The 22,517-nt window shown below is 67.0% G+C and carries 31 protein-coding genes; 11 read left to right on the top strand and 20 right to left on the bottom strand.

The window, feature by feature from the left end; translation table 11 throughout:
- Positions 1 to 7: 7 nt before the first annotated feature.
- Positions 8 to 583, top strand: a complete 576-nt coding sequence (locus I5E68_RS02245) for a DUF924 family protein (RefSeq protein WP_197160350.1) — start codon at positions 8 to 10, stop codon at positions 581 to 583.
- 20 nt (positions 584 to 603) lie between these two features.
- On the opposite strand, the gene soxR is transcribed toward I5E68_RS02245, so the two are convergent.
- Entirely contained in the window at positions 604 to 1,044 is a 441-nt protein-coding gene (gene soxR, locus I5E68_RS02240; protein ID WP_197160349.1) for a redox-sensitive transcriptional activator SoxR, read from the bottom strand.
- A 167-nt stretch (positions 1,045 to 1,211) separates the two neighbouring features.
- Between soxR and I5E68_RS02235 the strand changes: the two genes are divergently transcribed.
- Positions 1,212 to 1,595: a VOC family protein gene (locus tag I5E68_RS02235; RefSeq protein ID WP_197160347.1), complete on the top strand. Its 384-nt coding sequence runs from the start codon at positions 1,212 to 1,214 to the stop codon at positions 1,593 to 1,595.
- Positions 1,596 to 1,603: 8 nt separating this feature from the next.
- Here I5E68_RS02235 and I5E68_RS02230 read toward each other — a convergent pair whose 3' ends face one another.
- Positions 1,604 to 2,296 carry an SOS response-associated peptidase gene (locus I5E68_RS02230; RefSeq protein ID WP_197160344.1) on the bottom strand — a complete coding sequence of 231 codons (693 nt, stop codon included), beginning with the start codon at positions 2,294 to 2,296 and terminating at the stop codon, positions 1,604 to 1,606.
- Positions 2,297 to 2,315: 19 nt separating this feature from the next.
- The gene (ubiA, locus tag I5E68_RS02225) at positions 2,316 to 3,266 is read right to left on the bottom strand and encodes a 4-hydroxybenzoate octaprenyltransferase (RefSeq protein WP_197160342.1); all 951 of its coding nucleotides are present in this window, start codon (positions 3,264 to 3,266) and stop codon (positions 2,316 to 2,318) included.
- 155 nt (positions 3,267 to 3,421) lie between these two features.
- On the opposite strand from ubiA, the gene I5E68_RS02220 reads away from it, so the two are divergent.
- Genes I5E68_RS02220 through I5E68_RS02210 form a run of 3 tightly spaced genes read left to right on the top strand, consistent with a single transcriptional unit; the run spans position 3,422 to position 7,056 of the window.
- On the top strand, positions 3,422 to 4,825 hold the full coding sequence (locus I5E68_RS02220) for a M20/M25/M40 family metallo-hydrolase (RefSeq protein WP_197160340.1): 1,404 nt from the start codon (positions 3,422 to 3,424) through the stop codon (positions 4,823 to 4,825).
- 40 nt (positions 4,826 to 4,865) lie between these two features.
- Positions 4,866 to 5,624 (top strand): 16S rRNA (uracil(1498)-N(3))-methyltransferase, encoded by a 759-nt coding sequence (locus I5E68_RS02215; protein WP_197160338.1) that lies wholly within the window; start codon positions 4,866 to 4,868, stop codon positions 5,622 to 5,624.
- Positions 5,625 to 5,682: 58 nt separating this feature from the next.
- Positions 5,683 to 7,056 (top strand): glutamate--cysteine ligase, encoded by a 1,374-nt coding sequence (locus tag I5E68_RS02210; protein ID WP_197160336.1) that lies wholly within the window; start codon positions 5,683 to 5,685, stop codon positions 7,054 to 7,056.
- Between the two features lie 66 nt (positions 7,057 to 7,122).
- On the opposite strand, the gene I5E68_RS02205 is transcribed toward I5E68_RS02210, so the two are convergent.
- Together I5E68_RS02205 and I5E68_RS02200 are read right to left on the bottom strand one after the other, a co-directional pair.
- Complete coding sequence (locus I5E68_RS02205) at positions 7,123 to 7,872, bottom strand: hypothetical protein (protein WP_228726771.1); 750 nt, start codon at positions 7,870 to 7,872, stop codon at positions 7,123 to 7,125.
- A 377-nt stretch (positions 7,873 to 8,249) separates the two neighbouring features.
- Positions 8,250 to 8,660 carry a glycine zipper 2TM domain-containing protein gene (locus tag I5E68_RS02200; RefSeq protein WP_197160334.1) on the bottom strand — a complete coding sequence of 137 codons (411 nt, stop codon included), beginning with the start codon at positions 8,658 to 8,660 and terminating at the stop codon, positions 8,250 to 8,252.
- Between the two features lie 203 nt (positions 8,661 to 8,863).
- Here I5E68_RS02200 and rarD point away from each other — a divergent pair, with 203 nt between their 5' ends.
- On the top strand, positions 8,864 to 9,769 hold the full coding sequence (gene rarD, locus I5E68_RS02195; protein WP_323982065.1) for an EamA family transporter RarD: 906 nt from the start codon (positions 8,864 to 8,866) through the stop codon (positions 9,767 to 9,769).
- Positions 9,770 to 9,842: 73 nt separating this feature from the next.
- The gene (locus I5E68_RS02190) at positions 9,843 to 10,199 is read left to right on the top strand and encodes a hypothetical protein (protein WP_197160330.1); all 357 of its coding nucleotides are present in this window, start codon (positions 9,843 to 9,845) and stop codon (positions 10,197 to 10,199) included.
- Here the strand turns inward: I5E68_RS02190 and I5E68_RS02185 are convergent.
- From I5E68_RS02185 to I5E68_RS02175, 3 genes are all read right to left on the bottom strand, one after another.
- On the bottom strand, positions 10,196 to 11,191 hold the full coding sequence (locus I5E68_RS02185; protein ID WP_197160329.1) for an alpha/beta hydrolase: 996 nt from the start codon (positions 11,189 to 11,191) through the stop codon (positions 10,196 to 10,198). The two genes, I5E68_RS02190 and I5E68_RS02185, sit on opposite strands and share 4 nt — an antisense overlap.
- Positions 11,192 to 11,462: 271 nt before the next feature.
- Positions 11,463 to 12,053, bottom strand: a complete 591-nt coding sequence (locus I5E68_RS02180) for a nitroreductase family protein (RefSeq protein ID WP_197160327.1) — start codon at positions 12,051 to 12,053, stop codon at positions 11,463 to 11,465.
- A gap of 69 nt (positions 12,054 to 12,122) precedes the next feature.
- Positions 12,123 to 12,836, bottom strand: a complete 714-nt coding sequence (locus I5E68_RS02175; RefSeq protein ID WP_197160325.1) for a pirin family protein — start codon at positions 12,834 to 12,836, stop codon at positions 12,123 to 12,125.
- 124 nt (positions 12,837 to 12,960) lie between these two features.
- Between I5E68_RS02175 and I5E68_RS02170 the strand changes: the two genes are divergently transcribed.
- Together I5E68_RS02170 and ygfZ are read left to right on the top strand one after the other, a co-directional pair.
- Positions 12,961 to 13,866, top strand: a complete 906-nt coding sequence (locus tag I5E68_RS02170; RefSeq protein WP_197160324.1) for a LysR family transcriptional regulator — start codon at positions 12,961 to 12,963, stop codon at positions 13,864 to 13,866.
- A gap of 58 nt (positions 13,867 to 13,924) precedes the next feature.
- Positions 13,925 to 14,692: a CAF17-like 4Fe-4S cluster assembly/insertion protein YgfZ gene (ygfZ, locus tag I5E68_RS02165; RefSeq protein WP_197160323.1), complete on the top strand. Its 768-nt coding sequence runs from the start codon at positions 13,925 to 13,927 to the stop codon at positions 14,690 to 14,692.
- Positions 14,693 to 14,860: 168 nt separating this feature from the next.
- Here the strand turns inward: ygfZ and I5E68_RS02160 are convergent, their stop codons facing one another.
- The 4 genes from I5E68_RS02160 to rplU all read right to left on the bottom strand — a co-directional run bounded on the left by I5E68_RS02160 (position 14,861) and on the right by rplU (position 17,003).
- Complete coding sequence (locus I5E68_RS02160) at positions 14,861 to 15,427, bottom strand: GNAT family N-acetyltransferase (protein ID WP_197160322.1); 567 nt, start codon at positions 15,425 to 15,427, stop codon at positions 14,861 to 14,863.
- 191 nt (positions 15,428 to 15,618) lie between these two features.
- Entirely contained in the window at positions 15,619 to 16,197 is a 579-nt protein-coding gene (locus I5E68_RS02155) for a GNAT family N-acetyltransferase (protein WP_197160321.1), read from the bottom strand.
- Between the two features lie 214 nt (positions 16,198 to 16,411).
- On the bottom strand, positions 16,412 to 16,681 hold the full coding sequence (rpmA, locus tag I5E68_RS02150; protein ID WP_197160320.1) for a 50S ribosomal protein L27: 270 nt from the start codon (positions 16,679 to 16,681) through the stop codon (positions 16,412 to 16,414).
- 25 nt (positions 16,682 to 16,706) lie between these two features.
- Positions 16,707 to 17,003, bottom strand: coding sequence for a 50S ribosomal protein L21 (gene rplU / locus I5E68_RS02145; protein WP_197160319.1), 297 nt, complete (start codon positions 17,001 to 17,003; stop codon positions 16,707 to 16,709).
- 307 nt (positions 17,004 to 17,310) lie between these two features.
- On the opposite strand from rplU, the gene I5E68_RS02140 reads away from it, so the two are divergent.
- Positions 17,311 to 17,874 carry a hypothetical protein gene (locus I5E68_RS02140; protein ID WP_197160318.1) on the top strand — a complete coding sequence of 188 codons (564 nt, stop codon included), beginning with the start codon at positions 17,311 to 17,313 and terminating at the stop codon, positions 17,872 to 17,874.
- A 339-nt stretch (positions 17,875 to 18,213) separates the two neighbouring features.
- Here the strand turns inward: I5E68_RS02140 and I5E68_RS02135 are convergent, their stop codons facing one another.
- Genes I5E68_RS02135 through I5E68_RS02105 form a run of 7 tightly spaced genes read right to left on the bottom strand, consistent with a single transcriptional unit; the run spans position 18,214 to position 21,528 of the window.
- Positions 18,214 to 18,660, bottom strand: a complete 447-nt coding sequence (locus I5E68_RS02135) for a molybdenum cofactor biosynthesis protein MoaE (RefSeq protein WP_228726770.1) — start codon at positions 18,658 to 18,660, stop codon at positions 18,214 to 18,216.
- Positions 18,661 to 18,676: 16 nt separating this feature from the next.
- Positions 18,677 to 18,919 carry a MoaD/ThiS family protein gene (locus I5E68_RS02130; protein ID WP_197160314.1) on the bottom strand — a complete coding sequence of 81 codons (243 nt, stop codon included), beginning with the start codon at positions 18,917 to 18,919 and terminating at the stop codon, positions 18,677 to 18,679.
- 9 nt (positions 18,920 to 18,928) lie between these two features.
- The gene (gene moaA, locus I5E68_RS02125; RefSeq protein WP_197160313.1) at positions 18,929 to 19,948 is read right to left on the bottom strand and encodes a GTP 3',8-cyclase MoaA; all 1,020 of its coding nucleotides are present in this window, start codon (positions 19,946 to 19,948) and stop codon (positions 18,929 to 18,931) included.
- Between the two features lie 8 nt (positions 19,949 to 19,956).
- Positions 19,957 to 20,310 carry a Rossmann fold domain-containing protein gene (locus I5E68_RS02120; RefSeq protein ID WP_197160311.1) on the bottom strand — a complete coding sequence of 118 codons (354 nt, stop codon included), beginning with the start codon at positions 20,308 to 20,310 and terminating at the stop codon, positions 19,957 to 19,959.
- A 7-nt stretch (positions 20,311 to 20,317) separates the two neighbouring features.
- Complete coding sequence (locus tag I5E68_RS02115) at positions 20,318 to 20,689, bottom strand: dihydroneopterin aldolase (protein WP_197160309.1); 372 nt, start codon at positions 20,687 to 20,689, stop codon at positions 20,318 to 20,320.
- A gap of 46 nt (positions 20,690 to 20,735) precedes the next feature.
- On the bottom strand, positions 20,736 to 21,185 hold the full coding sequence (locus I5E68_RS02110; protein WP_197160307.1) for a tRNA (cytidine(34)-2'-O)-methyltransferase: 450 nt from the start codon (positions 21,183 to 21,185) through the stop codon (positions 20,736 to 20,738).
- Between the two features lie 10 nt (positions 21,186 to 21,195).
- Complete coding sequence (locus I5E68_RS02105; protein WP_197160306.1) at positions 21,196 to 21,528, bottom strand: hypothetical protein; 333 nt, start codon at positions 21,526 to 21,528, stop codon at positions 21,196 to 21,198.
- Between the two features lie 73 nt (positions 21,529 to 21,601).
- Between I5E68_RS02105 and I5E68_RS02100 the strand changes: the two genes are divergently transcribed.
- A complete protein-coding gene (locus tag I5E68_RS02100) occupies positions 21,602 to 21,844 on the top strand; it encodes a hypothetical protein (RefSeq protein ID WP_197160304.1) in 243 nt (80 codons plus the stop codon).
- Between the two features lie 12 nt (positions 21,845 to 21,856).
- Here the strand turns inward: I5E68_RS02100 and I5E68_RS02095 are convergent, their stop codons facing one another.
- Positions 21,857 to 22,483, bottom strand: a complete 627-nt coding sequence (locus I5E68_RS02095; protein ID WP_197160303.1) for a cytochrome b — start codon at positions 22,481 to 22,483, stop codon at positions 21,857 to 21,859.
- Positions 22,484 to 22,517: the final 34 nt, after the last annotated feature.

The following is a 22,517-nucleotide window of genomic DNA, read 5'->3' as shown; positions in this document are numbered from 1 at the left end:
CCTTGTCATGGATGATCCCGAAGCCAGCCTTCAGCCGCTCCCCGAAGGCGAACAGCGCCGCGTCCTCGATTTCTGGTTTCGCGAGCTGACCCCCGATCACTGGTTCGGCGCCGGCAGCGCGCTCGACCCGCTGGTTCGCAAGCGCTTCGCCGAACTGCACGAGCAGGCGAGCGAAGGCGCGCTCGACGCATGGGCGCAGACTCCGCTCGGCAGGCTCGCCCTCATCATCGTGCTCGACCAGTTCTCGCGCCACATCCACCGCGATACCGCGCGTGCCTTCGCCAACGATGCGCGCGCGCAGCACTGGACGACGCGCGGGATCGCGGCGGGCATGGACGAGCAGCTGTCCTTCGCCCAGCGCCACTTCTTCTACATGCCGCTGATGCATGCCGAGGACCCGTCCTTGCAGGCCCAAAGCATGGAATGCTTCGCGGGCCTGCGCGAATTCGCCGAGAGCCTTTTGAGCTTCGCCCGCACCCACCGCGACGAAATCGCCGCCCACGGCCGCTTCCCCTACCGCAACGCTGCGCTCGGTCGCGAGAACACCGAGGCCGAAAGGCGGTTTCTGGAAGAGCGGGACTAAGCGGGCATCGTGCCCTCAGCCTAGCCCAGCACCAGCCGCGGCCCCGGCCCTTCGCGGCCCTTCACGTCATCCGCATTGTAGAGCTGGCACTTGGCGAGACTGAGGCAGCCGCAGCCGATGCAGCCGTCGAGCCGGTCGCGGGTGCGTTCGAGCATGGCGATACGCGCCTCGATCGCGCCGCGCATCGAGCGGCTGATCCTCTCCCAGTCCGCGAGAGTGGGCGTGCGCCCTTGCGGCAGGCGGGCCAGCTCGGCCTCGATCTCGCCGAGCGCGAGGCCGAGCTTCTGCGCGATCAGGATGAAGCTGATGCGGCGAATGTCGGAGCGCAGGAAGCGGCGCTGGTTGCCCTTGGTGCGCAGCGCCTGGAGCAGGCCCTTGTCCTCGTAGAAGCGGATCGCCGAGGTCGCGACCCCGGTGCGCCTTGCCAGTTCGCCGATGGTGATGAAGCGGTCGCTTGCCATGGTCCAGCCCTCTCGTCCCGCCCGCACGCATGGCCATCAAGAGCCCCTGCGACCGCGGAAATTACACGCAGAAAATCAGCTGCATTTTCTGCTTGATCTCAAGTTAGCTTGAACTTGCATTCTTGCCAAGCCGGACGAATCGCCGGCGACGCAAGAGGAGACAAGCGATGACCACCAACCCCACCCCCGGACGGCTCGAACATGCCAACATCACGGTCACCGACATCGAGCGCTCCGCCCGCCTGATGCAGGACCTGCTCGGCTGGCACGAGCGCTGGCGCGGTCCCGCCATCAATGGTGGAGAGTCAATCCATGTCGGCGGCGACTTCAGCTATCTTGCGATCTACACCGACCGCAAGGCGCACGAGCGCTTCGCCAAGGATGCTCCGCTCAACCACATCGGCCTCGTCGTCGACGATCTCGACGCGGCCGAATCAGTGGTGATCGCCAAGGGGCTCGTGCCCTTCAATCACGGCGACTACGCGCCCGGACGGCGCTTCTATTTCCTCGACTGGGACGGGATCGAATTCGAGGTGGTCAGCTATGAATGAGCCGCTGATCACAAGAGCCGGGGCATGGCATCGTCCGCGCGTGCAGCGTCCCCGCCAGCCTTCCTGCCATTCGCAGCCCCTGACGCCGCCCCTAGTGCTGACTTGCGCGCTGCCCAGGGAACCTGCGTACGATCGACCTGCAGGCGTGCCTCGCTGGTCCGGCACAGTTCGAAGGCTGCTTCGGGCGCTGCATCTGTCCACTGCGCCCATTGCCCGGGGGTGAGCAGCACCGGCATCCGGTCGTGGACGTCCACCATCTGCGCGCAGGCGTCGACCATGACCATGGTGTAGACCCGGCCCCATTCGCCGCTCTCGCGCCACAGGCCCGCCACCGCGAACAGGTCCTCGCCCTCGGGCGCGTACCAGGTGCGGGTCATGTGGCCAGAGCGGCCCTCGGGCTCGGCCCAGGCGCTGACGGGAATGATGCAGCGACGCTGGACGAAGCTGTCCTTCCAGAACGGGGTATGGAGCTTGTCGTCGCGCGCGTTGGTGACCGGCTTGGGCTTGAGCTTGCGCCCCTGCTTGCCCGTGAGCACCAGCGGGAAACCCCAGTTCATGACCTCGACCGCGCCTTGGGCAACGACCATTCCAGGATAGCCGGGATAGACCTCGTCGGCGAGGTTGGCGACGTGCATGGTCTCGGCCGCGAACAGCCTGGCGACCTCGTCGGTGCCCTTAGTCATCCGGTAAAGGTTGCACATCGCCCCCGGCCCCTTTGCCTCAGATCACTCCGGCGTTGCCCACTACCCAGCAGGCCAGCGCCATGACGAGACCGAGGTCACGGTTCGAGCGGAAGCGGGCCAGTGCGTTCTCGCCGTCGTCGGTATCGAGCGTGACCACCTGAAAGGCGAGGTGGCCCGCCACCGGAAGGAGCGCGACGAGGCCGACCCAGTCGGGCCGCATGGTCCAGAAGGCAATGGCCCAGAGCGCCACGGCCAGCGCATAGAAGGCACCGACGCCCGCGCGCACGTTCTCGCCGAGGCGCAGCGCGGAGGAGCGGATGCCCACGATCATGTCGTCCTCGCGGTCCTGCAGCGCGTAGATCGTGTCGTAACCGATGCACCACACGATGCACCCGCCATAGAGCGCGGCGAGCGTGACGAGGTGGTCCGAACGCATCTCGACCCAGCCGACCAGCGCGCCCCAGGTAAAGACCATGCCGAGCCAGGCCTGCGGCCACCAGGTGATGCGCTTCATGAAGGGATAGGCCGCGACCAGCGCCACCGAGCCCAGCGCGACGAGCTGCGCCTCGATGCGAAGCTGGAACAGGACGACGAGCCCGACGAGGCACAACAGGCCCAGCCAGATCGCCGCTGCCTGTCGGCTCACCCGCCCGCTCGCGACCGGGCGCTGCGCGGTGCGCGCGACGCTGCGGTCGAGATCGGCATCGACGATGTCGTTGAGCACGCAGCCCGCGCCGCGCATCGCGACCGAACCGAGCAGCAGCCAGGCGATCAGGCCCCAGCGATCCTCACCCCCTGCCAGCAGCACGCTCCAGGCGCAGGGCCAGAACAGCAGCCACCAGCCGATGGGTCGGTCGAATCGCGCCAGCATCGCATAGTCGCGCGCGGTGGGCGGCAACAAGGCGACCAGCCCGCGTTGCTGGCTGTCGGGAACGAAGGTCGGGTCACTCACGCGGCGGACACTAGTCCAGAGTGGACACGATGTCATGACAGAACGTTCATAGTGCACACATGTGCGCACAACCCGTGCGCCATGTGTGACGAGACGTTGCGCGGAGCGTTGAGACGGGCAATGAAGGAGCCTCTCGAGACCCTGGCCTAGCATCCGGGTCGCTCCAGCCAGGAAAGTGGTCGCAGATGCGCATGAACCCGATTTGCCGTAGCTTCGTGATCCCCGCAGTGCTGCTCGCCGCATTGCCGGCAGCCGCCCAGGCCGCCCCCGCCGAGGCCCCTGCGACACCCGCCGGTCGCGAGGCGCTCGCCATTCTCGAGGAAGCGGTCGCGGTACCGACCGTCGCGGGGCGCGGGCAGGTCCCGGTGCTCGCGGGCAAGATCCGCGAGCGACTGCTGTCGGCCGGGTTCAAGGCAGACGAGGTCAGCTTCACGCCGCTCGGCGAGACCGGCTACCTCGTCGCGCGCTACCCGGGCCGCGACCGCAAGGCCAAGCCCACGCTGATCATCGCGCACATGGACGTGGTCGAGGCCAAGCCCGAGGACTGGGAGCGCGATCCCTTCACCCCGGTGATCGAGGATGGCTACCTGTTCGGGCGCGGCTCGCTCGACAACAAGGCGGGCCTGTCGATGTCGCTCGCGGCGGTGATGGACCTGCGCCGCAAGGGCTGGGTGCCCGCGCACGATCTCGTCCTCGCCTTCTCGGGCGACGAGGAGACGCAGATGGCGACCACCGCGGCGATGGCCGATGCGCTTTCGAATGCAGACCTCGTGCTCAATGCGGATGCGGGCGGCGGCGAACTCGACGCGGCAGGCAAGCCCTTCGCCTACAGCGTGCAGGCCGGCGAAAAGACTTACGCCGACTACCGCTTCACCGTCACCGATCCGGGTGGCCACTCGAGCCGCCCCGGCGCGACCAATGCCATCGATGCGATGAGCAAGGCGATGGAGAAGGTCTGGGCCTACCATTTCCCGGTAAAGCTCAGCCCGCTGACCAAGGCCTATCTCGAGGGCAGCGCGCCCAGCGCGCCCGCCGAAGTCGCAGGCGCGATGCGCGCCTTCGCCAGCAACCCGGATGACGCACAGGCCATCGCCACGCTTACCGCGCGCCCCGACTATGTCGGCATCATCCGCACGACCTGCGTACCGACGATGATCGAGGGCGGGCATGCGCCCAATGCCCTGCCCCAGTCGGTCACCGCCAACGTCAACTGCCGCATCTTCCCGGGCACGACGCGCGAGCAGGTGCGCAAGCAGCTCGCCACGGTCATCGCCAATCCCGAAATCACCATCGAGTTCATCGACAACGGCACGCTCGATTCGATCGAATCGCCGCTGCGCGAGGACGTGATGGGCGCGATCGACAAGGCCGTCCACGAACGCGCACCGGGTCTCGCCATCGTTCCCGGGATGAGCGCAGGCGCGACGGATTCCATGCACTTTCGCGCCAAGGGCATCCCCGCCTTCGGCGTCGGCTCGGTGTTCATGCGCGCCGACGACGAATTCGCCCACGGCCTCAACGAGCGCCTGCCGCTCGCAACGCTCGACCCGGGCGTCAAGCAGTGGCAGACGCTGCTCAAGACGCTCCTCAACTAGGCGCGAGAGCCCAACTCCTGCTGCAACGGTACCACGACGCATGACCGCTACCCCCGCCTGGCCGCCCCGCTCGGCCCCGCGCCTGTTCCTCGAAGGGCCGCTGGCCGAAGGACGGACAGTGGCCATCGAGGGCAATCAGGCGCATTACCTGACGCGGGTCATGCGCGTGGCGGTGGGCGACGTGGTCATCGCCTGCGACGATGCCACCGGCGAATGGGCAGGCGAGGTTTCTGCGGTCTCGAAGCGCAGCGTCGAGCTGACCATGCGCCAGCACATGCGCGAGCGCGAGGCAGTGCCCGACGTGTGGCTGTGCGCAGCGCTGCTCAAGAAGCCCAACTTCGACCTCGTGCTGGAAAAGGCGACCGAACTGGGCGTCGCGCGCATCCAGCCGGTCGTCACGCGCCGCTGCGTCGCGGACAAGCTCAACGCCGAGCGCGCCGCGACGATCGTCACCGAGGCGGCGGAACAGTGCGCACGCACCGCGCTGCCTGCCATCGCCGAGCCGCTGAAACTCGAGGCACTGCTGCGCGACTGGCCCGAGGAGCGCGCGCTGTTCTTCGCCGACGAACAGGGCGGCGAACCCGCGCTCGAACGCTTTGCTGCTCACGCCGGTCCCGCCGCGCTGCTGGTCGGGCCCGAAGGCGGCTTCGACGATGAGGAGCGCGCCGCGATCCGCGCCCATCGCGCGGCGCAGGCAATCACGCTCGGACCGCGCATCCTGCGCGGCGAAACCGCCTCGATTTCCGCGCTTGCGCTGTGGATGGCAGCGGCGGGTGACTGGTCACCATCCGGAGAGTAGACCGCCCGGTACAAAAAAGATGTGGCGTCGCGCAGCTTAGGCCACTAACTCGGGCGCCATGAGTACCCGCGAGGCTTCGGATCGCAACGATCCAGTGATCGAGACCCTGGACCAACTTGCCGCGCCGATGGCCGCGGGCGAGAAGCCGCGCGATGCCTGGGGCATCGGCACGGAACACGAGAAGTTCGTCTACGACCGGGGCGATCATCACGCGCCTTCGTACGACGAGGAAGGCGGCATCCGCGACCTGCTCGATGCTCTGGGCGAATTCGGCTGGGAGCCGATCGTCGAGGGCGGCAAGGTCATCGCAATGAAAGGCGCCGACGGCACCGTCAGTCTCGAGCCCGCAGGCCAGCTCGAACTCTCGGGCGCCCCGCTCGAGAACCTGCACGAGACATGCGCCGAGACCGGACGTCACCTCGCACAGGTCAAGACCATCGGCGACCGCATCGGCAAGAGCTTCCTCGGCCTCGGCATGTGGCCCGACAAGACCCGCGAAGAACTGCCGATCATGCCCAAGGGCCGCTACGAGATCATGCTGCGGCACATGCCGCGCGTAGGCTCGATGGGGCTCGACATGATGCTGCGCACCTGCACCATCCAGGTCAATCTCGACTACGCGAGCGAGGCCGACATGGTGCAGAAGTTCCGCACCTCGCTGGCGCTCCAGCCGCTCGCGACCGCGCTCTTCGCCAATTCGCCCTTCACCGAAGGCAAGCCCAACGGCATGCTCTCGTACCGCAGTCATATCTGGTCGGACACCGACCCGGCCCGCACCGGCATGCTGCCCTTCGTCTTCGAGGACGGCTTCGGCTACGAGCGCTACGTCGACTACATGCTCGACGTGCCGATGTACTTCGTCTTCCGGGAGGGCAAGTATATCGATGCCGCGGGCCTCTCGTTCCGCGACTTCCTCGAGGGCAAACTCTCGGTGCTTCCCGGCGAGAAGCCGCGCCTCTCGGACTGGAACGACCATCTCTCGACCGCCTTCCCCGAAGTGCGCCTGAAAAGCTTCCTCGAGATGCGCGGCGCCGATGGCGGGCCATGGGGCCGGATCTGCGCGCTGCCCGCGCTATGGGTCGGCCTGCTCTACGACCAGGGCGCGCTCGATGCGGCCTGGGACCTGGTGAAAGACTGGGACATGGCGGGCCGCGAGGAACTGCGCAACTCGGTTCCGAAGCTCGGCCTCGATGCGCCGATACCGGGCGGCGGCACGCTTCGCGACATCGCGGGACAGGTGATCGACATCGCCCGTTCCGGCCTTGCCGCCCGCGCGCGCCTCAACGCCAGCGGCGACAACGAGACCGGCTATCTCGAGCCGCTCACCGAGATCGTCGCCTCCGGCAAGGTGCCTGCACAGCGCCTGCTCGATCTCTACCATGGCGAATGGCAGGGCGATCTCTCGCAGGTCTACAAGGTCAAGAGCTTCTGACGAGGCAGGTCTGAAGTTAGCGCTCTGAGGTCAGCGGCGTGAGGCGTGTGCCCCGGGCCGCGAACCTCAGCGTCCGGCGGTGACGAGGTTGACCTCGGTGATGCCGTTCTTGAGCCTATGCGCATAGACGACGTAGGCCGCCTTCCCCTTGCTGCCGCCCAGTACGTGTTCTTCGCCATCGCGGGCGTAACGCGCGCTGTAGCCGTTCTTGCCCGCCATTCCGCGATAGAACACGAGAACGTCCTCGGGCTCGACCGGCGTCGCGTAGTTGACCACCGTCATCGCGCAATCCTCGCCCGCGACTCCGGCAGCCTCCTGGACCGCGCCGCGCGGATAGACCGGCAGTGCGGCGGGCAGCTTGGCCGCCCAGGTGTTCGAGTATTCGAGACGGGTGGTGCAGTCGGTCTTGGCAAGGCGGCTGGCCTGCGCGACCTGCGCCGCAGTGGCGGCATTCGTGGTCAGGGCCGCAACCTCACCCTTCGCCTTGGGCTCGGGCAGCGGTTCGGGCAGGCCTGCAAGGCTCATCGCCTTCTGCATCGCATCGGCCATTGCTTCGGTCGAGCGGTCCTGCGGCGGCAACGTGATCTCGCCCTCGTCGGCAGCAAGCGCGGAACCCTGGCCACCGGCGAGATCGGGATCGACGACGATGTCGTCTCCAAGCGCGCCCGAGACGGCCGGGTCAGACTGTGCCGGAGCCGGTTCCTTCTCGCCGCTGCAGCCTGGGAGCGCGATCAGGGACAGACAAAGCGCAGCGCCTGCCAGCCAGCGACCCGGGCCACCTGCCTCGCGGGCGCCCTGGAAAACCGAAATGCTCATCGTCATCGTCCTTTTCGCGACCCCGCTCCCGGCATGGATGGGCCGAATCACCGGCGCGCACATGCCTCCCGGTTGAACCCGGATAGTGTCGAGGCCTTTAAAAGGCGATAAAGCGGCACAATTCCAGCCGGTTCAAGGCCAGCGTCCCAATTCGGGATAGCCGTCCGTCACAGTACGGTGAGACGAAGCAACCAAGCCCGGCCCCGGCGCGATGCAAGCCCGCCATCCGATGGACCAGACACGTTGAGGGCGCCCGCAGATGCTGCGCGAGCGCCCTCCCGTACGGAACCTGTGGGTGACGGATGCTCGCCCACAGGTTCCGGCGGATTCCCCGCGCGTCGCCGTCCGCGGGGGAAACCTGCCGTCAGTTCAGTGGATCAGCGGCAGCGCGAGCCGCCACGGTCGACCTCGCGGCCGAGCAGCGCACCGGCTGCGGCGCCGAGTACGGTACCGGCGGTACGGTCACGGCCACCGTCGATCTCGCGGCCAAGCAGGGCACCGGCAGCGCCGCCGATCAGCAGGCCCGTAGTGCCGTTGCTCTTCTTGCAGTAGTAGCGCCCGTTGCTGCCGCGCCACACGCGGTTGGGACGGTAGTCGCGACGACCGTAGCCACGGCGACGATCCTCACGCGAATAGCGATCGCGGCGGCCATGGTCGTAAGTCTGCTCACCGGGCGCCTGGAAACTGTCAGCCGGACCCCATGCCTGGACGGCAGCCGTGGCGGGCATGGCAGTGGCGATGCTTGCGGCTGCGGCGGCCAGGGCCGAGGCCTTCAGGAATGCGTTCATAGTCGGTCTCCTCGATGTCGACGCCCTGTGAACTTGTCTCGGGCGATCCGCGTTACCCATTCAGGTTTACAGACCCGAACCTGAACCCAGTGCAACATCTCCGTCAGATTCAAGGATTTCGACGAGGCGAAGTTGTGCGTGCGACGAGTCGAGCTCTCGGCTAGTTCGAGGCATACCTTCCCCCCGATTCGCGGAGCCGGCGAGTGATCCAGACCAGTGCCAAGCCCAGGGGCGGCCTGCCCTACGCGTTGGCCACCTATCTGTTCTGGGGCCTTTTTCCGCTCTATTTCGCGCTCCTGCGTGATGTCCCCGCTTTCGAGATGGTGGGCTGGCGCATCGTCTTCACCATCCCGTTCTGCGCGCTGGTGGTCAGCGCGCGCCGCCAGTGGCCCGCAGTCGGGCGCGCACTGCGCGAACGGCGCACGCTCGGCACCCTCTTCGCCAGCTCGCTGTTCATCGGCGCCAACTGGACGATCTACGTCTGGGCGGTCCAGCAGGGCCACGTCCTTGCGGCAAGTCTGGGTTACTACATCAACCCGCTGCTCAACGTGCTCGCGGGCACCATCTTCCTGCGCGAAAAGCTCAGCCGCCTGCAATGGGCTGCGGTCGCGCTGGCGGCGGTCGGAGTGTCGGTTCTCGCCTGGGGCGCGCTCGACATGCTGTGGATCAGCCTCGGCCTCGCCGCGTCCTTCTGCTCCTATGGCCTGTTGCGCAAGCTGGCCCCGGTCGACGCCCTGCCCGGGCTCACCATCGAATCGCTGGTGCTGCTGATACCCGGCCTTGTCGCCGTCGGACTGCCTGCACTCGGCTCTGGCGGCAGCGCGCTTGCCGGTCCCGCAGGTCAGGTCGCGCTGCTCACGCTTGCGGGCGTGTTTACCGGACTGCCGCTGCTGCTCTTTTCCGAAGCGGCGCGGCGCATGGACTATTCGACGCTCGGCTTCGTCCAGTATCTCACCCCGACCCTCGTGTTCCTGCTCGGCCTGTTCGTCTTTCACGAGCCGATCAAGCCGACGCAACTGGCCTGCTTCGTGCTGATCTGGACAGCAATCGGGATATTCACATTCGACCTGCTCAAGCGCCGCAGCAAGGCGCGCCGACAGGTCGCCTGACCCGGCCTCGCGCCGTCTTCGCGCCACAATCGGGCGTCAGCATCCGTGCTCTGCCGCAAGGGAGCGCGATGCCATGCCCGCCGATTCCCCGCCCGAACCGCCCGCATTCGTCACAAGGGCCGACGCCCCCGCCTTCGATCTGGCGCAGACCTTGAAGTCCGACGAGGCGATGGACTTGCGCGCCCTTCGCCCCCGCTGCCAATCCACGTCCGAAACCGGGGGCGAGATCCTCGTATGTGCACCCGACCCGGAGAGCGAGCGCATCCGGCCTCTCGCCGGAGCAGAAGACTATGCGGCCAAGGCGGGTCTGCCGCAGGCACGCTGGTCGATAGCCGAAGGTGTCGATCTCGACGTTCATGCCGATGCCGCGACCATGGGTAATGGCGTCGTCAGCAATCGCCTGATGGTCGGGCTCAAGCTCGGATTCTAGTCCGCCCCGAAACCAACGACCCTCATCCAGTCGACGAACTGTTCCGCGAAACGGTCGGTGGTATTGCCCGAAGGCCTGATCGAAAATCCATGCCCGCCGCGCTGGTACAGATGCAGTTCGGGGCGATATCCAGCGGCATAGAGCCGATCGTAGTAGGCGCGAAAGCCGATCTCGGCAGCCTTGTCGTCCTGCGCCATGGCCATGAAGGTCGGCGGCAGATGGCCCGGCGCAGGCGTGAGCGGCGGTGCGGTGAAGGGCGAGGCCAACGCTTCGAGCGTCGGCGGCAGAGTGGCGGGCGGCAGTTCGATCAGATCGCCCTCATAGGGCATGCCGTAGATCAGCCCGGCGAAATCGGGACGGGTCGCCGGGTCGCTGGCGGCGGCCATCATGCCGGCGACGTGGCCGCCTGCGGAAAATCCGATGACGCCGATGCGATCAGGCGCAATTGCGTAGTCTGACGCCCGGGCCCGGATCTGGCGCAAGGCCTCCATGCCGTCCGCCACCCCGGCCTTGCCCGGCACGTTGCGGCGCAGTTCCCACAAGAGCGCCTGCATCGTCTTGCGATCGCCGATGGTTGGCTCGAGCCGGTACTTGAGGACGAAGGCGGCAATGCCGCGCTCGGCGAACCAGGCCGCCAGTTCCCGGCACGGCGCAATGTCGAGCAAGCGGAAACCGCCGCCCGGTGCAATGATCACCGCGCTCCCGGTCCCGCGCCCCGTAGCAGGCAGGTAAGGCTCGTAAGTGGGATCGGTGACGTTGATGATGACCCCGTCGTCGCCCCGGATCTGCTCGCGCACCGGCGGGTGCTCGTAGCCCGGCCAGCCCGCGATGGCAGGCGCGCCATTTGGCCAGATCGCGACCGGGGGCAACGTGCGTACGGCCTTGCGCGAAATCTCGAGGCCTTGTTGTCCGGCGCTATCGGCCCCGAATGCGGCTTGCGGCGCGAGAACACCGAGCGCCAGTGCGAGAAGCGGCAGTGCGGCAGGCTTCATCCTTCAATCCCCCTCTGGCCATGAAAGCCGCCGGAAGGTTCGCGGTGAGCGGCTTGCGCGGCCAGTAACGCGCGCCAGCCTGCCCACCTGTCGGGCACACGCCCAACCCGCAAAGCAAAAACCCGTCCTGCCAGCCGCAACGCGAGGGGGCGTGCCGCAGGGCAGGACGGGCAGTTGGCCGCGCGCCACGAGGGAGGGGGGAGTGCGTGGCGCGCGGGCTGTTCCCCTTGGTGCGACCCTCAGGGCAAACGGGATGTATCGGGCGAAGTGCTCAGGCGAACTTGCCGGCGCGCGCGATCTCTGCGAGCGGCTTGCGCCCGACCGGGGCCTCGCGCTCCTGCAGGTAGTCGGGCAGGATTTCCTTGTCGCCCTTGCGGCCGATCACGAAGGCAGCCTCGAGGCGATGATCCTCGGGAATGCCGAGCGCGGCCTCGGCCTCGCCGAACTTGATCCCGGTCATGCCGTGGGTGTGATAGCCCAGCGCCTGTGCCTGCAGCGCGGCGAGAGCCCAGGCCGCTCCGGCATCGAAGCTGTGGCTGTGGTTGTCCGAATTGCCCTTGTCCGAGCGCATCAGCTTGTCCGAGACGACGTAGACCAGCACCGAGCCGCTCTGCGCCCAGCCCTGGTTGAACTCGACCAGCTGCGAGAGGAACAGGTCCCAGTTGGCGTCGCCCTTCTTTGCATAGAGGAAAGTCCAGGGCTGCACGTTGTAGGCGCTCGGCGCCCAGCCTGCCGCCTCGAGGATCGCGTCGAGGTCTTCCTGCGGGACCTCGCTGCCGTCGAAAGCGCGCGGCGACCAGCGCTCGACGATGAGCTTCTCGATCTTGGGGCTGGCAGTACGGCCAAGAGTGGTTGCAGTCATCCGGGTATCCTTGATCGGGGTGTCGGGAAAGAGGGGACCGGCAGCGGAATGACCCGCCGCCGATCGTGTTCAGGCTGCGTCGACGAGCACCAGTTCGGCGTCCTCGAGCGCGGTGACCGAGATAGTGTCGAGCCCGGTAATGGCAACGCCGTCGCGCGCAGCGGCCTCGACGGCCTCGCTGGCACCATCGGCAACGCGGATGCGGCCCCGGGTCGAGACGAGATAGGCATGGCGGCCCGCAAGCGTCTCGTAGGTAACCGTCTCACCGGCCCTTACCGTGGCACCCAGCACGCGGGCATCGGCGCGGATCGGCAAGGCGTCGCCATCGTCGTTGGCACCGCTCGCCAGAGTGACGAAGCGGCCTGCGCGGTCGTCCTTGGGGAACGGGCGCGTACCCCAGCTGGGCTCGCCGCCGCGTTGCTCGGGCATGATCCAGATCTGGAAGATCGTCGTGTCTTCCTTCTCGAGATTGTACTCGGAATGCTGGATGCCGCTGCCTGCGCTCATCACCTGGACATCGCCCGCGACCGTACGGCCCTTGTTGCCGAGGTTGTCCTGATGGCTGATCGCGCCTTGCCGGACATAAGTGACGATTTCCATGTCGCGGTGCGGGTGCGGCGGAAAACCGGTACCCGCGGCGATGGTATCGTCGTTCCAGACCCGCAGGCGGCCCCAGTTGGTGCGCTCGGGATCGTGATAGCTTGCAAAGGAAAAGTGGTGATGGGCATCGAGCCAGCCGTGGTTTGCAGCGCCAAGGCTTTCGAAGGGACGCAGTTCGATCATGGCACGCTACTCCTTTCCTGAGAGGACCGGCAAAATGCTCGCCCTCGTCTTGAAGGTAGAGATAGCGCTTTGCATTCATCCAAGGAATTGCGATAAAATCGACATAAATGTTCGGAAAACTTGAATGCCTAATCTCGTCGCTCCCAGTCTCGATCACTTGCGCATCTTCCTCGCCGTTGTCGAGGAAGGCAGCTTCGGCGGCGCTGCGCGCAAGCTGGGGCGCGCCGTCTCGGTCGTCAGCTACGCCATCGCACAGGTCGAGCAGCAGCTCGACACCAGCCTGTTCGAACGCGAGGGTTCGCGCCGCCCGGTGCTGACCGAGGCGGGCCAGGCGCTGCTTGCAGAAGCCGGGGCGGTCTGCGCGGACATGGACAGCCTGCTCGCCAAGGTACGCTCGCTGCGACAGGGGCTCGAGGCCGAACTCTCCCTCGCGGTCGACGTGATGGTGCCGGGCGACGTCCTCGCGCGGCTGTTGCGCGATTTTCAGGAGCGCTTTCCCACGGTGCCGCTGCGCCTCCACGTCGAGGCGCTCGGCGCGGTCGCCGCGCTGCTGCTCGAAGAGCGTGCGACACTCGCCATTGCCGGCCCCGACATCCCCGACCTGCCCGGACTCGAACGCGAGACCATCGGCGCCATCGCCATGGTCCCGGTCGCCGCACCCGACCATCCGCTTGCGCGCGCCGGAAAGGTTGCGCCGGGCGAGGCACGGCGTCACGTCCAGCTCGTTCTCACCGACCGCTCGCCCCTCACCGAAGGGCGCGACTTCGCCGTGCTCAGCCCGCGTTCCTGGCGCCTCGCCGATCTGGGCGCGAAACATGCACTGCTGCGCGAGGGCATCGGCTGGGGCGCAATGCCGCGACACGCCGTCGCGCAGGATCTGGAGCAAGGCAGGCTGGTCGAGCTGCACCTGCCCGAGCAGCCGCAGATGGCCTACGATCTCGTCGCCTTGTGGCGGCGCGACACGCGTCCCGGACCCGCCGCAACCTGGGTACTCGACGAGATTCGCCAGCGCCTCTCACAACGCACCTGATCGTGCATTCGCGCGGGCAAGCCCTTGCACGCGCAAGGCCCGTCCCCATCTGGAAAAAATGACCGCAACCCGACTTTTCGACCGTGCCGTGATCCGGCTTTCCCCCCGCAAGTCCGACGATGCCGCGAGCGCGCCCGAGAACGTCGCCGACTTCCTGCAGGGGCTTGTCACCGTCGACGTCAAGCAGAGCCTGCCCGCATGGGGCGGACTGCTCAGCGCACAGGGCAAGGCCCTGTTCGACTTCGTGATCTGGCCTGCGGGCGATGACCTGCTGATCGACTGCGAGGCGACCGCCGCCGACGCGCTGGTCAAGCGCCTCTCGATGTACCGTCTGCGCCGCGCCATCGACATCGCCCTCGACGAAGGCATCGGGGTTCACTGGCGCCCCCATCTCGGCGACGGCGCTGCCGCCGATCCGCGCCTCGCCGCACTGGGCGAACGCTGGATCGCGCCGATCGACGTCAGCGATCCGGCCGACATGCTCGGCGGTGCCGACGCTGCATGGCGCGCCCATCGTCTTTCGCAGGGCGTGTGCGAGGGTCGCGCCGAACTGGGCGACGGCGAGACGCTCTGGCTCGAATGCAACGCTGCGGAACTGCATGGGGTCAGCTTCACCAAGGGCTGCTACATCGGTCAGGAGAACACCGCGCGGATGAACTGGCGCCAGAAGGTCAACCGGCGCCTGATCGTGGTCCCGCTCGAGGCTTCGGACGAGAAGCGCCGGCGCGCCGCCTATCCGGAACTGGGCCTCGCGGTCGATCACTTGCGCAGCGAGGCGATCGCACCCGAGTTCATGCCCGCCTGGCTCGCTCCCGTCGGGGAGTAACCCTCCACCCCTCGCCGCCGCCCGAAACGATCGCGGGGCCGCCCCCGAAGGAACGGCCCCGCTCTGGCATGTCCGCCCGAGGGTGGTGCACCGGCAGGAGCAGGGGAACTCCGCATTCCGGCGCAAGGCGAACTGCCACGGTAAGCTATCCGATGGCCTCGTGGCCGATCACGCCGTCAGGCTGTGAACCATCGGTTCGGCGTGGCCGAGGACAAGGTCCGAATGTTCGAGGTCGGCCTCGAAACGGCGCACCGGAAGAAAACCGCCTTGCGCCTCGCAGTAGCGCTCCTCGACCCTGTAGGTGTCCTCGAAGCCGGCTGCCATCAGCACCCGGGCATCGGCCTCGTTGGCAAGCGGTTCGTAGGCGGTGATTCGCCGATGTCCGAGCGCACGCGCCTGATCGAGCATGGCCCGCACCGACTCCCCGGCGAAGCCACGGCCCGCAAATCGCGCCTTGATCCAGTACACCAGTTCCGTGTCGCCGTCCTCGCCGCGCACGAGCGCGGCTCCACCCACCAGCACTGCGCCTTCGGGCGAGCGCAAGTACATGAGAAACTGAGGATACCTCAGGTTCCGGGGACGTCTAAGGAGCCTCTGCACTTCCGCATTGGTCCGCGGGAGCCCAGGGGCGGCAATCGTTCTTTGCACGGCATCATCATTCAGGGCCTCGAAGACTTCTTCGAGATCCTCAGGCCAGCCCGGCCTTAGAAACAGCCTCTCCGTGCGGATAAACATATCACGGTTCTCCGTCGTCTTTGTTCCGCAAGCCGTCCCATGCAACATTCTCGGGGAAAATGCACGGAAATTGCGCTCTGGCGGGGTTTTTCGCTGATAAAATACCACCGCAATGAAGCTGCCTGTCGCGGCTTAACGACTCTTTTGCGCACGCCATGCGGGAAACTGCGCATGCGATGCACGCGCCGCGCTCAGGCGGCGCGGCGTCGTCCTGCACGAAGCGCATCGTCGTCGCAGCCGCCGCTGCCTTGCGGCCCACCCGCGACAAGCGACACGGCGTATTCGAGAGCGCTGCACAAGACCCCGCTGGCAAGGCAGCGCCTTTCGGCGATCCGGCCCGTCCGCGCGAAGCCCGCTTCATGCAGGACCTGGGCAGCGCCCGGGTTCTCGAGGAAATGGCTGGCAACGACCCTGGCATGCCCGAGCGTCCGGGCGAGCGAGACAACGGCGCGCGCCGCTTCGGCGCCATAACCGTTGCCCCATAGCTCGCGCTCGATCCAGTAACCCAGTTCCGCCTCGCCGCGATGGTGCGAGAGACCGATGCAGCCGATGATCGGTGCACCGCCCTGCCCCGGCAGGGTGATCAGGAAACGGGGCAGCAATGCCTCGCCTGTCGCCTGCAGGAAACGCCGGGCGTCATCTTCGGTATAGGGAACGCAATCGGCGGTCAGGCGCGGGCCATGACTGCGGCCTGCGACCAGTGCCAGCAATTCGGACCGGTCCTCGGACCAGCCCGGCCGCAGGAACAGGCGCTCGCTGCGAATGAACATCGGGTTCTCTCCACTCTCGCCCCCGGGCGCGCCGATACTATGCGCCCGTGACAGTGCAATTACGCGAGGCCCGCCCCAGTTGCGGTGCGGGATCGCGGCGAAGAGAGGGAGAAACGCAAAGAGGGAGACGGCCGTGGCCCTCTCCCTCTTCAAGCCGGACTACGAGGTCCGGCAGGGCCATCCCGTCAGGATGGCCCGTTTATCGACCATCCGATTACTCGGCGGCTTCCGCCATGGCGTCGACCGACACGTACTTGCGGCCGAGTTTGCCATCGTGAAAGCGCACGCGACCTTCGGTCAGCGCGAACAGGGTGTGATCCTTGCCCATGCCAACGTTCGAGCCCGGGTACACCTTGGTACCGCGCTGACGGATGATGATGTTGCCGCCGATCACTTCCTGACCGCCGAACTTCTTGACGCCAAGGCGGCGGCCTGCCGAATCGCGACCGTTGCGCGACGAGCCGCCTGCTTTCTTATGTGCCATCTCGTTTTCCTTCCGAGTTTGGGGCTCAGCCGACCGACACGATGCGCAGCAGCGTCAGCTGCTGGCGGTGGCCGTTCTTGCGACGGTAGTTGTGGCGGCGGCGCTTCTTGAACACCACGACCTTCTCGCTCTTCGCCTGCGCGATGATCTCGGCCGAAACCGAAACCTTCGAAGCGTCGACGACGTCGCCGTCGTTGCCAGCGAGCAGGATGTCGCCCAGGGTGATGGTCTCACCGGCTTCACCAGCCAGCTTCTCGACCGCGATCTTGTCTCCGGCGGCAACCCGGTACTGCTTGCCGCCCGTGCGCACTACTGCGAACATGGTGCCCTTACCTAATCTCTATAATGTGCCCGTGAGGGCCGAAACACAAACTGCCCCGGCCGCTGTGGTCCGACGAAGAACCGAGGGAGCCTTGCGGGCGACGCGCCGATGACCCACGCCTTCGACGCGAGCTACCGGAAAGAGTGGGTGCCGTTAGTGCACCACCCGATTCGTGTCAACCAAGGAGTGACGCGAAACTGCCATGAAGCAGCCCGCCACCCGGCCCGGGACACGCCCCCGTCACCTTGACGATGCAGCACGACAGATTGAATCTCGCCTGCTGCGCGGGTCATGCTATGGCACGGCCATGACACGCTTTCCACCCCTCACCGCTGCCATTGCCACGCTTGCCCTGCCGCTCGCGCTCGCCGCCTGCTCGAGTGCCGGCCAGTTCCCCTCGCTCGCGATGCGCGATTTCGAGCGGACCGGCCAGTTCGAGCCGGTAAGAGGCGAGGATGAGGCTACGTCCGGCGGCGAAGACGCAACGGGCTCGCCGCTGGACAACACGGCATTTGCAGACGGCGAACTCGATGCCCGCCTCGAAGCGCTGCTCGCCAGTGCGCGCAAGGCCAATGCCCGCTTCGAAGCGGACCGACCTTCCGCCGAGCGTGCGGTCGCGCGGGCCGGCAGCGTGAGCAGCGATTCCTGGGCCGCTGCACAGATCGCGGTTTCCGACCTCGAGACCAGCCGCTCGACGGCGATGACGGCCCTTGCTGACCTCGATCGCCTCTACGCCGATTCGCGCGATGCCGCCCCGCTGGAAATCTCGCCGCAGACCGAAGCCATCGCCGAGGCGCGCGGGCAGGTGGCGAACTGGGTCTCTGCGCAGGATGCGGTACTGGTCGCCCTAGCGGCGAAACTTCGCGGCTGATCGCAAGCCCGGTCAGATCAAGGCGAGAACGCCAAGGCATCTTGGAAAGCCCCTCCCCCTTGCGAGGGAGGAGCCCTCCGAAGAGCCGACATCCTGCCGAAAGCCCCCCGGCCCGGCAGCATGTGACGAGCCCGGACCAAGGCTTGCGTGCCCGACCTAGCACCACGCGAGGTTCAGCATGCCCGATGCGGCGCAAGGCCTGTGCGGACACGGGCCCCGATCCGGCCCTCCGGATGTCGCCATGCGTCGTCGCGGACAGTTCTGGCGTGCTTTGCAGCTTGCGAAATTGACGGTGGTCAAACCCGCGAAATCAGTGCGGGATATCGGCAATGGCTCCGATCAGGCCCAGCGCGCGATATCGGCGTAGTCCTGTTCGCGCGGTTCGATCCAGCGCCAGGCACCATCCGCCTTCTCACGCTTCCAGAACCAGGACTCGCTCTTGAGGTGATCCATCGCGAAATCGGCCGCAGCAAAGGCGTCGCGGCGGTGACGCGCTGCGGCGGCCACGAGCACGATCGGATCGCCCGGCTCCATCACCCCGGCACGGTGGAGGATGAGCAGTCCCTCCAGGGACCAGCGCTCGAGCACGCTCTCGCCAAGCGCGCGCATCGCCGGCTCGGTCAGCGGGCCGTAGTGACGCAGCTCAAGCGCCTCGACGCCATCACCCTCGCGCACCTGACCAAGGAAGCTGACGACGCCCCCCGCCGCGCGGTGCGCGGCAGTGAAGGCGGCCAGTTCGCCCGATGCATCGAGCGGTGACTGAAGCAGGCGAACGTCTGCGTTCATGCGGTAGCGGCCCGGATCAGCCGCCTGAGACCGGGGGCAGGAAGGCGATCTCGTCGCCGTCCTTGAGTACGGGGGCATCGCGATCCTGCAGCAGGATGCCATTGACCGCCAGCTTCACGCGCGGCGCACGCAGCGCCTCGGCAAGCTCGGGTTCGAGCCCCGCGAATATCTCGTCGATGCACTTGGCACCTGTAACCTGGCGCTCTCCCGCACCGGCGACGTCCTCGAGGCGACCGAGGAAAACCAGCTTGATCGTCATGTTCTTTCGTCATCCTCCCGTCATCGACATGTGACGGGAAAGCGCCGGGGCCGCGCCCGGTTCCGTGATGGCGAAGTGATGGCGCTCGGGCTTGATCCGCATCGCGGTATCGAGCGCCTCGGCGAGGCGCGCCTGCGGATCGTCGCTGCGCAGCGCTTCACGCAGGTCGACCCGCTCGTTGCCACCAAGGCAGGCATAGAGCTGCCCGGTGGTGGTGACGCGGATGCGGTTGCAACCCTCGCAGAAATTCTGGGTCAGCGGCGTGATCAGACCCAGCCGCCCGCCGGTCTCGGCGACGTCGAAATAGCGTGCAGGGCCGCCGGTGCGGTGCTCGCTCGGCGTCAGCGTCCAGCGCTGCTCGAGCGTCTCGCGCACGCCGGTCAGCGGCAGGTAGTGGTCGATGCGATCCTCCTCGACCTCGCCCAGCGGCATGACCTCGATCAGCGTGGCATCGAAGCCCTGCCCGTGCGCCCAGCCGACGAGATCCGCGATCTCGTGCTCGTTCACGCCCTTGAGCGCGACGGTGTTGAGCTTGACCTTGAGCCCGGCTTCGCGCGCGGCGCGCAGGCCCTCGAGTACCTGCGGCAGCGAATCGCGGCGCGACAGTTTGGCGAAGGTCTCGCGATCGAGCGTGTCGAGCGAGACATTGATGCGCCGCATCCCGGCCGCGAACAGGTCGTCGGCGAATTCGGCAAGACGCGTGCCATTGGTGGTGAGCGTCAGCTCGCGCAAGCCGCCCTGCGGCCCCTCGGCGCCGATGGTGCGGCCAAGCGCGCGCACCAGTTCGATCATGTCGCGCCTGACCAGCGGTTCGCCGCCGGTCAGGCGGATGCGGGTCACGCCGCGTGCGATGAAACCGAGCGCGAGCTTGTGCAGTTCCTCGAGGCTGAGCACCTCGCGGCGCGGCAGGAACGTCATGCGCTCGGGCATGCAATAGGTGCAGCGCAAGTCACACCGGTCGGTCACCGAAAGCCGCACGTAACTGATGCGGCGCTGGAACTGGTCGACCAAGGGCGTGGGGCTTGTCATCACCTGCCCTATACCATTGGCGGCGCTTGGGTTCCATCCACCGCGAAAAGCTGGCCGGTAACCCCCGGCGATGCATCGAGCCATTCCCGGGTCGCGGCGATCGCGCCGCGCTGTGCCGGATCGGCTCCGGGCGCGGCGAGCGCGTTGACCCGCGTGGGTGCAAAACGGCGTGCAAGCCCCTGCACGACGGCAAGACGCCAGCCGCGATGCTCGACCGATGCGGGTTCGAAAACCAGGGTCAGCGGGCCTGCGCCAGTGCTCAGCGCCATTTCGACAGCAGGCAGAATGCGCGCATGGAAGTCCGCCGCTGCATCGAGCGGGTCATCGGCGAGCGGGCCCACGTAAAGCAGTTCGCTCGGCATCGCGTGCCTACCGACGTTCGCGCGTGAGGGTGATGCCGATGCTCTCGCCGGCTTCGGCGATGGCGAGCTTGACGATCTTGACGGTCACCGCCTCGACCCGCTCGTCCTGCAGGAACAGCGTCTCGCAGACATGGTCGGCAACCGCCTCGATCAGCGTGAAGTGCACGCCCTCGGGCAGCGCGCCCGAGGCCGCGAACTTGAGGTCCATGTAGTTCTTGCTGGCCGAGAGCGGGGTGTCGGGCTCGTAGCGATCATAAGGCTTGAGCCTCACCGAGATGGTAAAGCGCAGCGGCTGCGGCTTGCCGGTCTCTTCCGAATAGATGCCGGTGAGGACGTCGTGTTCGAAATCGGCGACTTCTAGAATGAGCGAATCGGCCATGGCGCCCCTTAGTGCCTTTTGCCCGCCCAGGGAAAGGGCGCAGGCATCAGCCGGGCAGGGTCCCGGTCTGGCGCAGCGCCTCGCCGAGGACCAGCCCCGCCGACATGGCAAGGTTCATCGAGCGCACCTGCGCGCGCATCGGGATGCGCAAACGCGCGTCGCTCGCCTGCGCCACGCTATCGGGCACGCCCGCGCTCTCCTTGCCGAACAGCAGGATGTCGTCGGCAGCGAAGGCGAAGTCGTAGGGCGAGGTGCTCGCCTTGGTGGTAAAGAGCACCAGCCGCCCGGGCCGCGCGGCGCGGAAGGCCTCGAACCCTGCATGCCGGGTCACGCTGACATGGTCGATATAGTCCATCGCCGTGCGCCGCACGCGCCTGTCGTCCCATTCGAAACCCATCGGCTCGATCAGGTCGACGCCAGCGCCCATGCAGGCACACAGGCGCATGACGGCGCCGACATTGCCCGCGATCTCGGGCTCGAACAGGGCAATCCGCATGAGCTGACTTTCAGCGCTTCTTCTTGGTGATCGGCGCGTTGAAGTCGGGTTCCTTCTTCGCGACCCAGGCGACGAACTTGGCGATGGTGGGATCGTCGAGCAGGCCTTGCGCATCCATGCCGAAGCGCTCGAGCTGCGAATTGGTGAAATGCGTGATGATCGTGCGCTGGCAGATCGGGTGCATCGGCACCGTGTCCTTGCCGCCCCTGCTCTTGGGGATCGGGTGATGCCAGACGGTCTCGCTCCCGCAAGGCCGACCGCAGAGCCAGCAATCGGGCGGCGGCGCGGCCTCTTGCTCGGCCTCGTCGTCGATTTCCCAGTCATTGCGGCGTTTTCGGGCCATGGTCTGCTTTCGATAGGACTTGCGTGGGCCGCCTGTTGGCATAGAGCGCGGCTCTGTAACAGGACTTATTGCAATGACCGATCCCCAGCCTTCCCCTCAGCCGAGCGAGGGACCCGAAGCCCTCGCCCGCCCCCAGCGCCGCCTGCTCGCGCGCCTGTTCAACGCACGCAGCGCACCGGTCCTGGTGGAAGGACGCGAATTCCTGACCTTCCAGCAGGCCAAGCGCTACCTCATGTCCCTCGAAGGCGAGGCGCGCGAGGCGGCCTATCTGGCGATGAAGGCGCAGGCGGACCGCGACAGGTCCACCGAAGGCTGAGCCACTTCGCGCTCAGTCGCGCGCCGCCATGCGCGCGAGCACCCGGTCGCGCCGCCAGAAATGGTGGTAGAGCGCCGCGCCGATATGCACGCTCAGCAGCACTGCGCCGGTATAGACGGCATAGACGTGGAACTTCGCGAAGGTCGAATAGACCAGCAGGCCGGGCGCATCCCAGGGCCTGGGCGTGACGATGTGCGGGATCATGCCGCCCGGCGCGAAACCGTCGTGGGTGAAGAACCAGATCGAGGGCGCTTCGTAGCCGGCCCCCGCACCGAGCGCAGAGAGCGCCGCCCAGCCCGACAGCGGCAGTAGCAGCATGAGCAGATAGAGCAGGCCTTGCACGGCGCGTGCCGCGATGCGCGCCCCAACGCCCAGATCGGGATCGGCAGGCGCTGCATGGCGCAGTCGCACGACCAGCCGCCAGACTACCGCCGCAAGAAGGAAGAAACCAAGCGTGTGATGCACCTGCCCTGCGCGCAAGTGAAGCTGCGCCACCTTGCCCCCCTGCATCGCCCCCAGGAAAGTCAGCGCCATGGTAAAGCCGACGACGACCTCTGCGGCGATAGCGATGGCCATGCCCCAGTGCAGCATGCGCAGCGTGGCAGGCCAGGATTTTACGGCTTTGCGGTCTCTCTCCATTCCCGCAGACTGCCTGCACAACGGCAGCGATCAC

It is taken from the genome of Novosphingobium aureum (assembly GCF_015865035.1).
Lineage (GTDB): Bacteria > Pseudomonadota > Alphaproteobacteria > Sphingomonadales > Sphingomonadaceae > Novosphingobium > Novosphingobium aureum.
The sequence above is the reverse complement of the archived record's forward strand: the minus strand, read 5'-3'. Positions and strand labels throughout refer to the sequence as shown.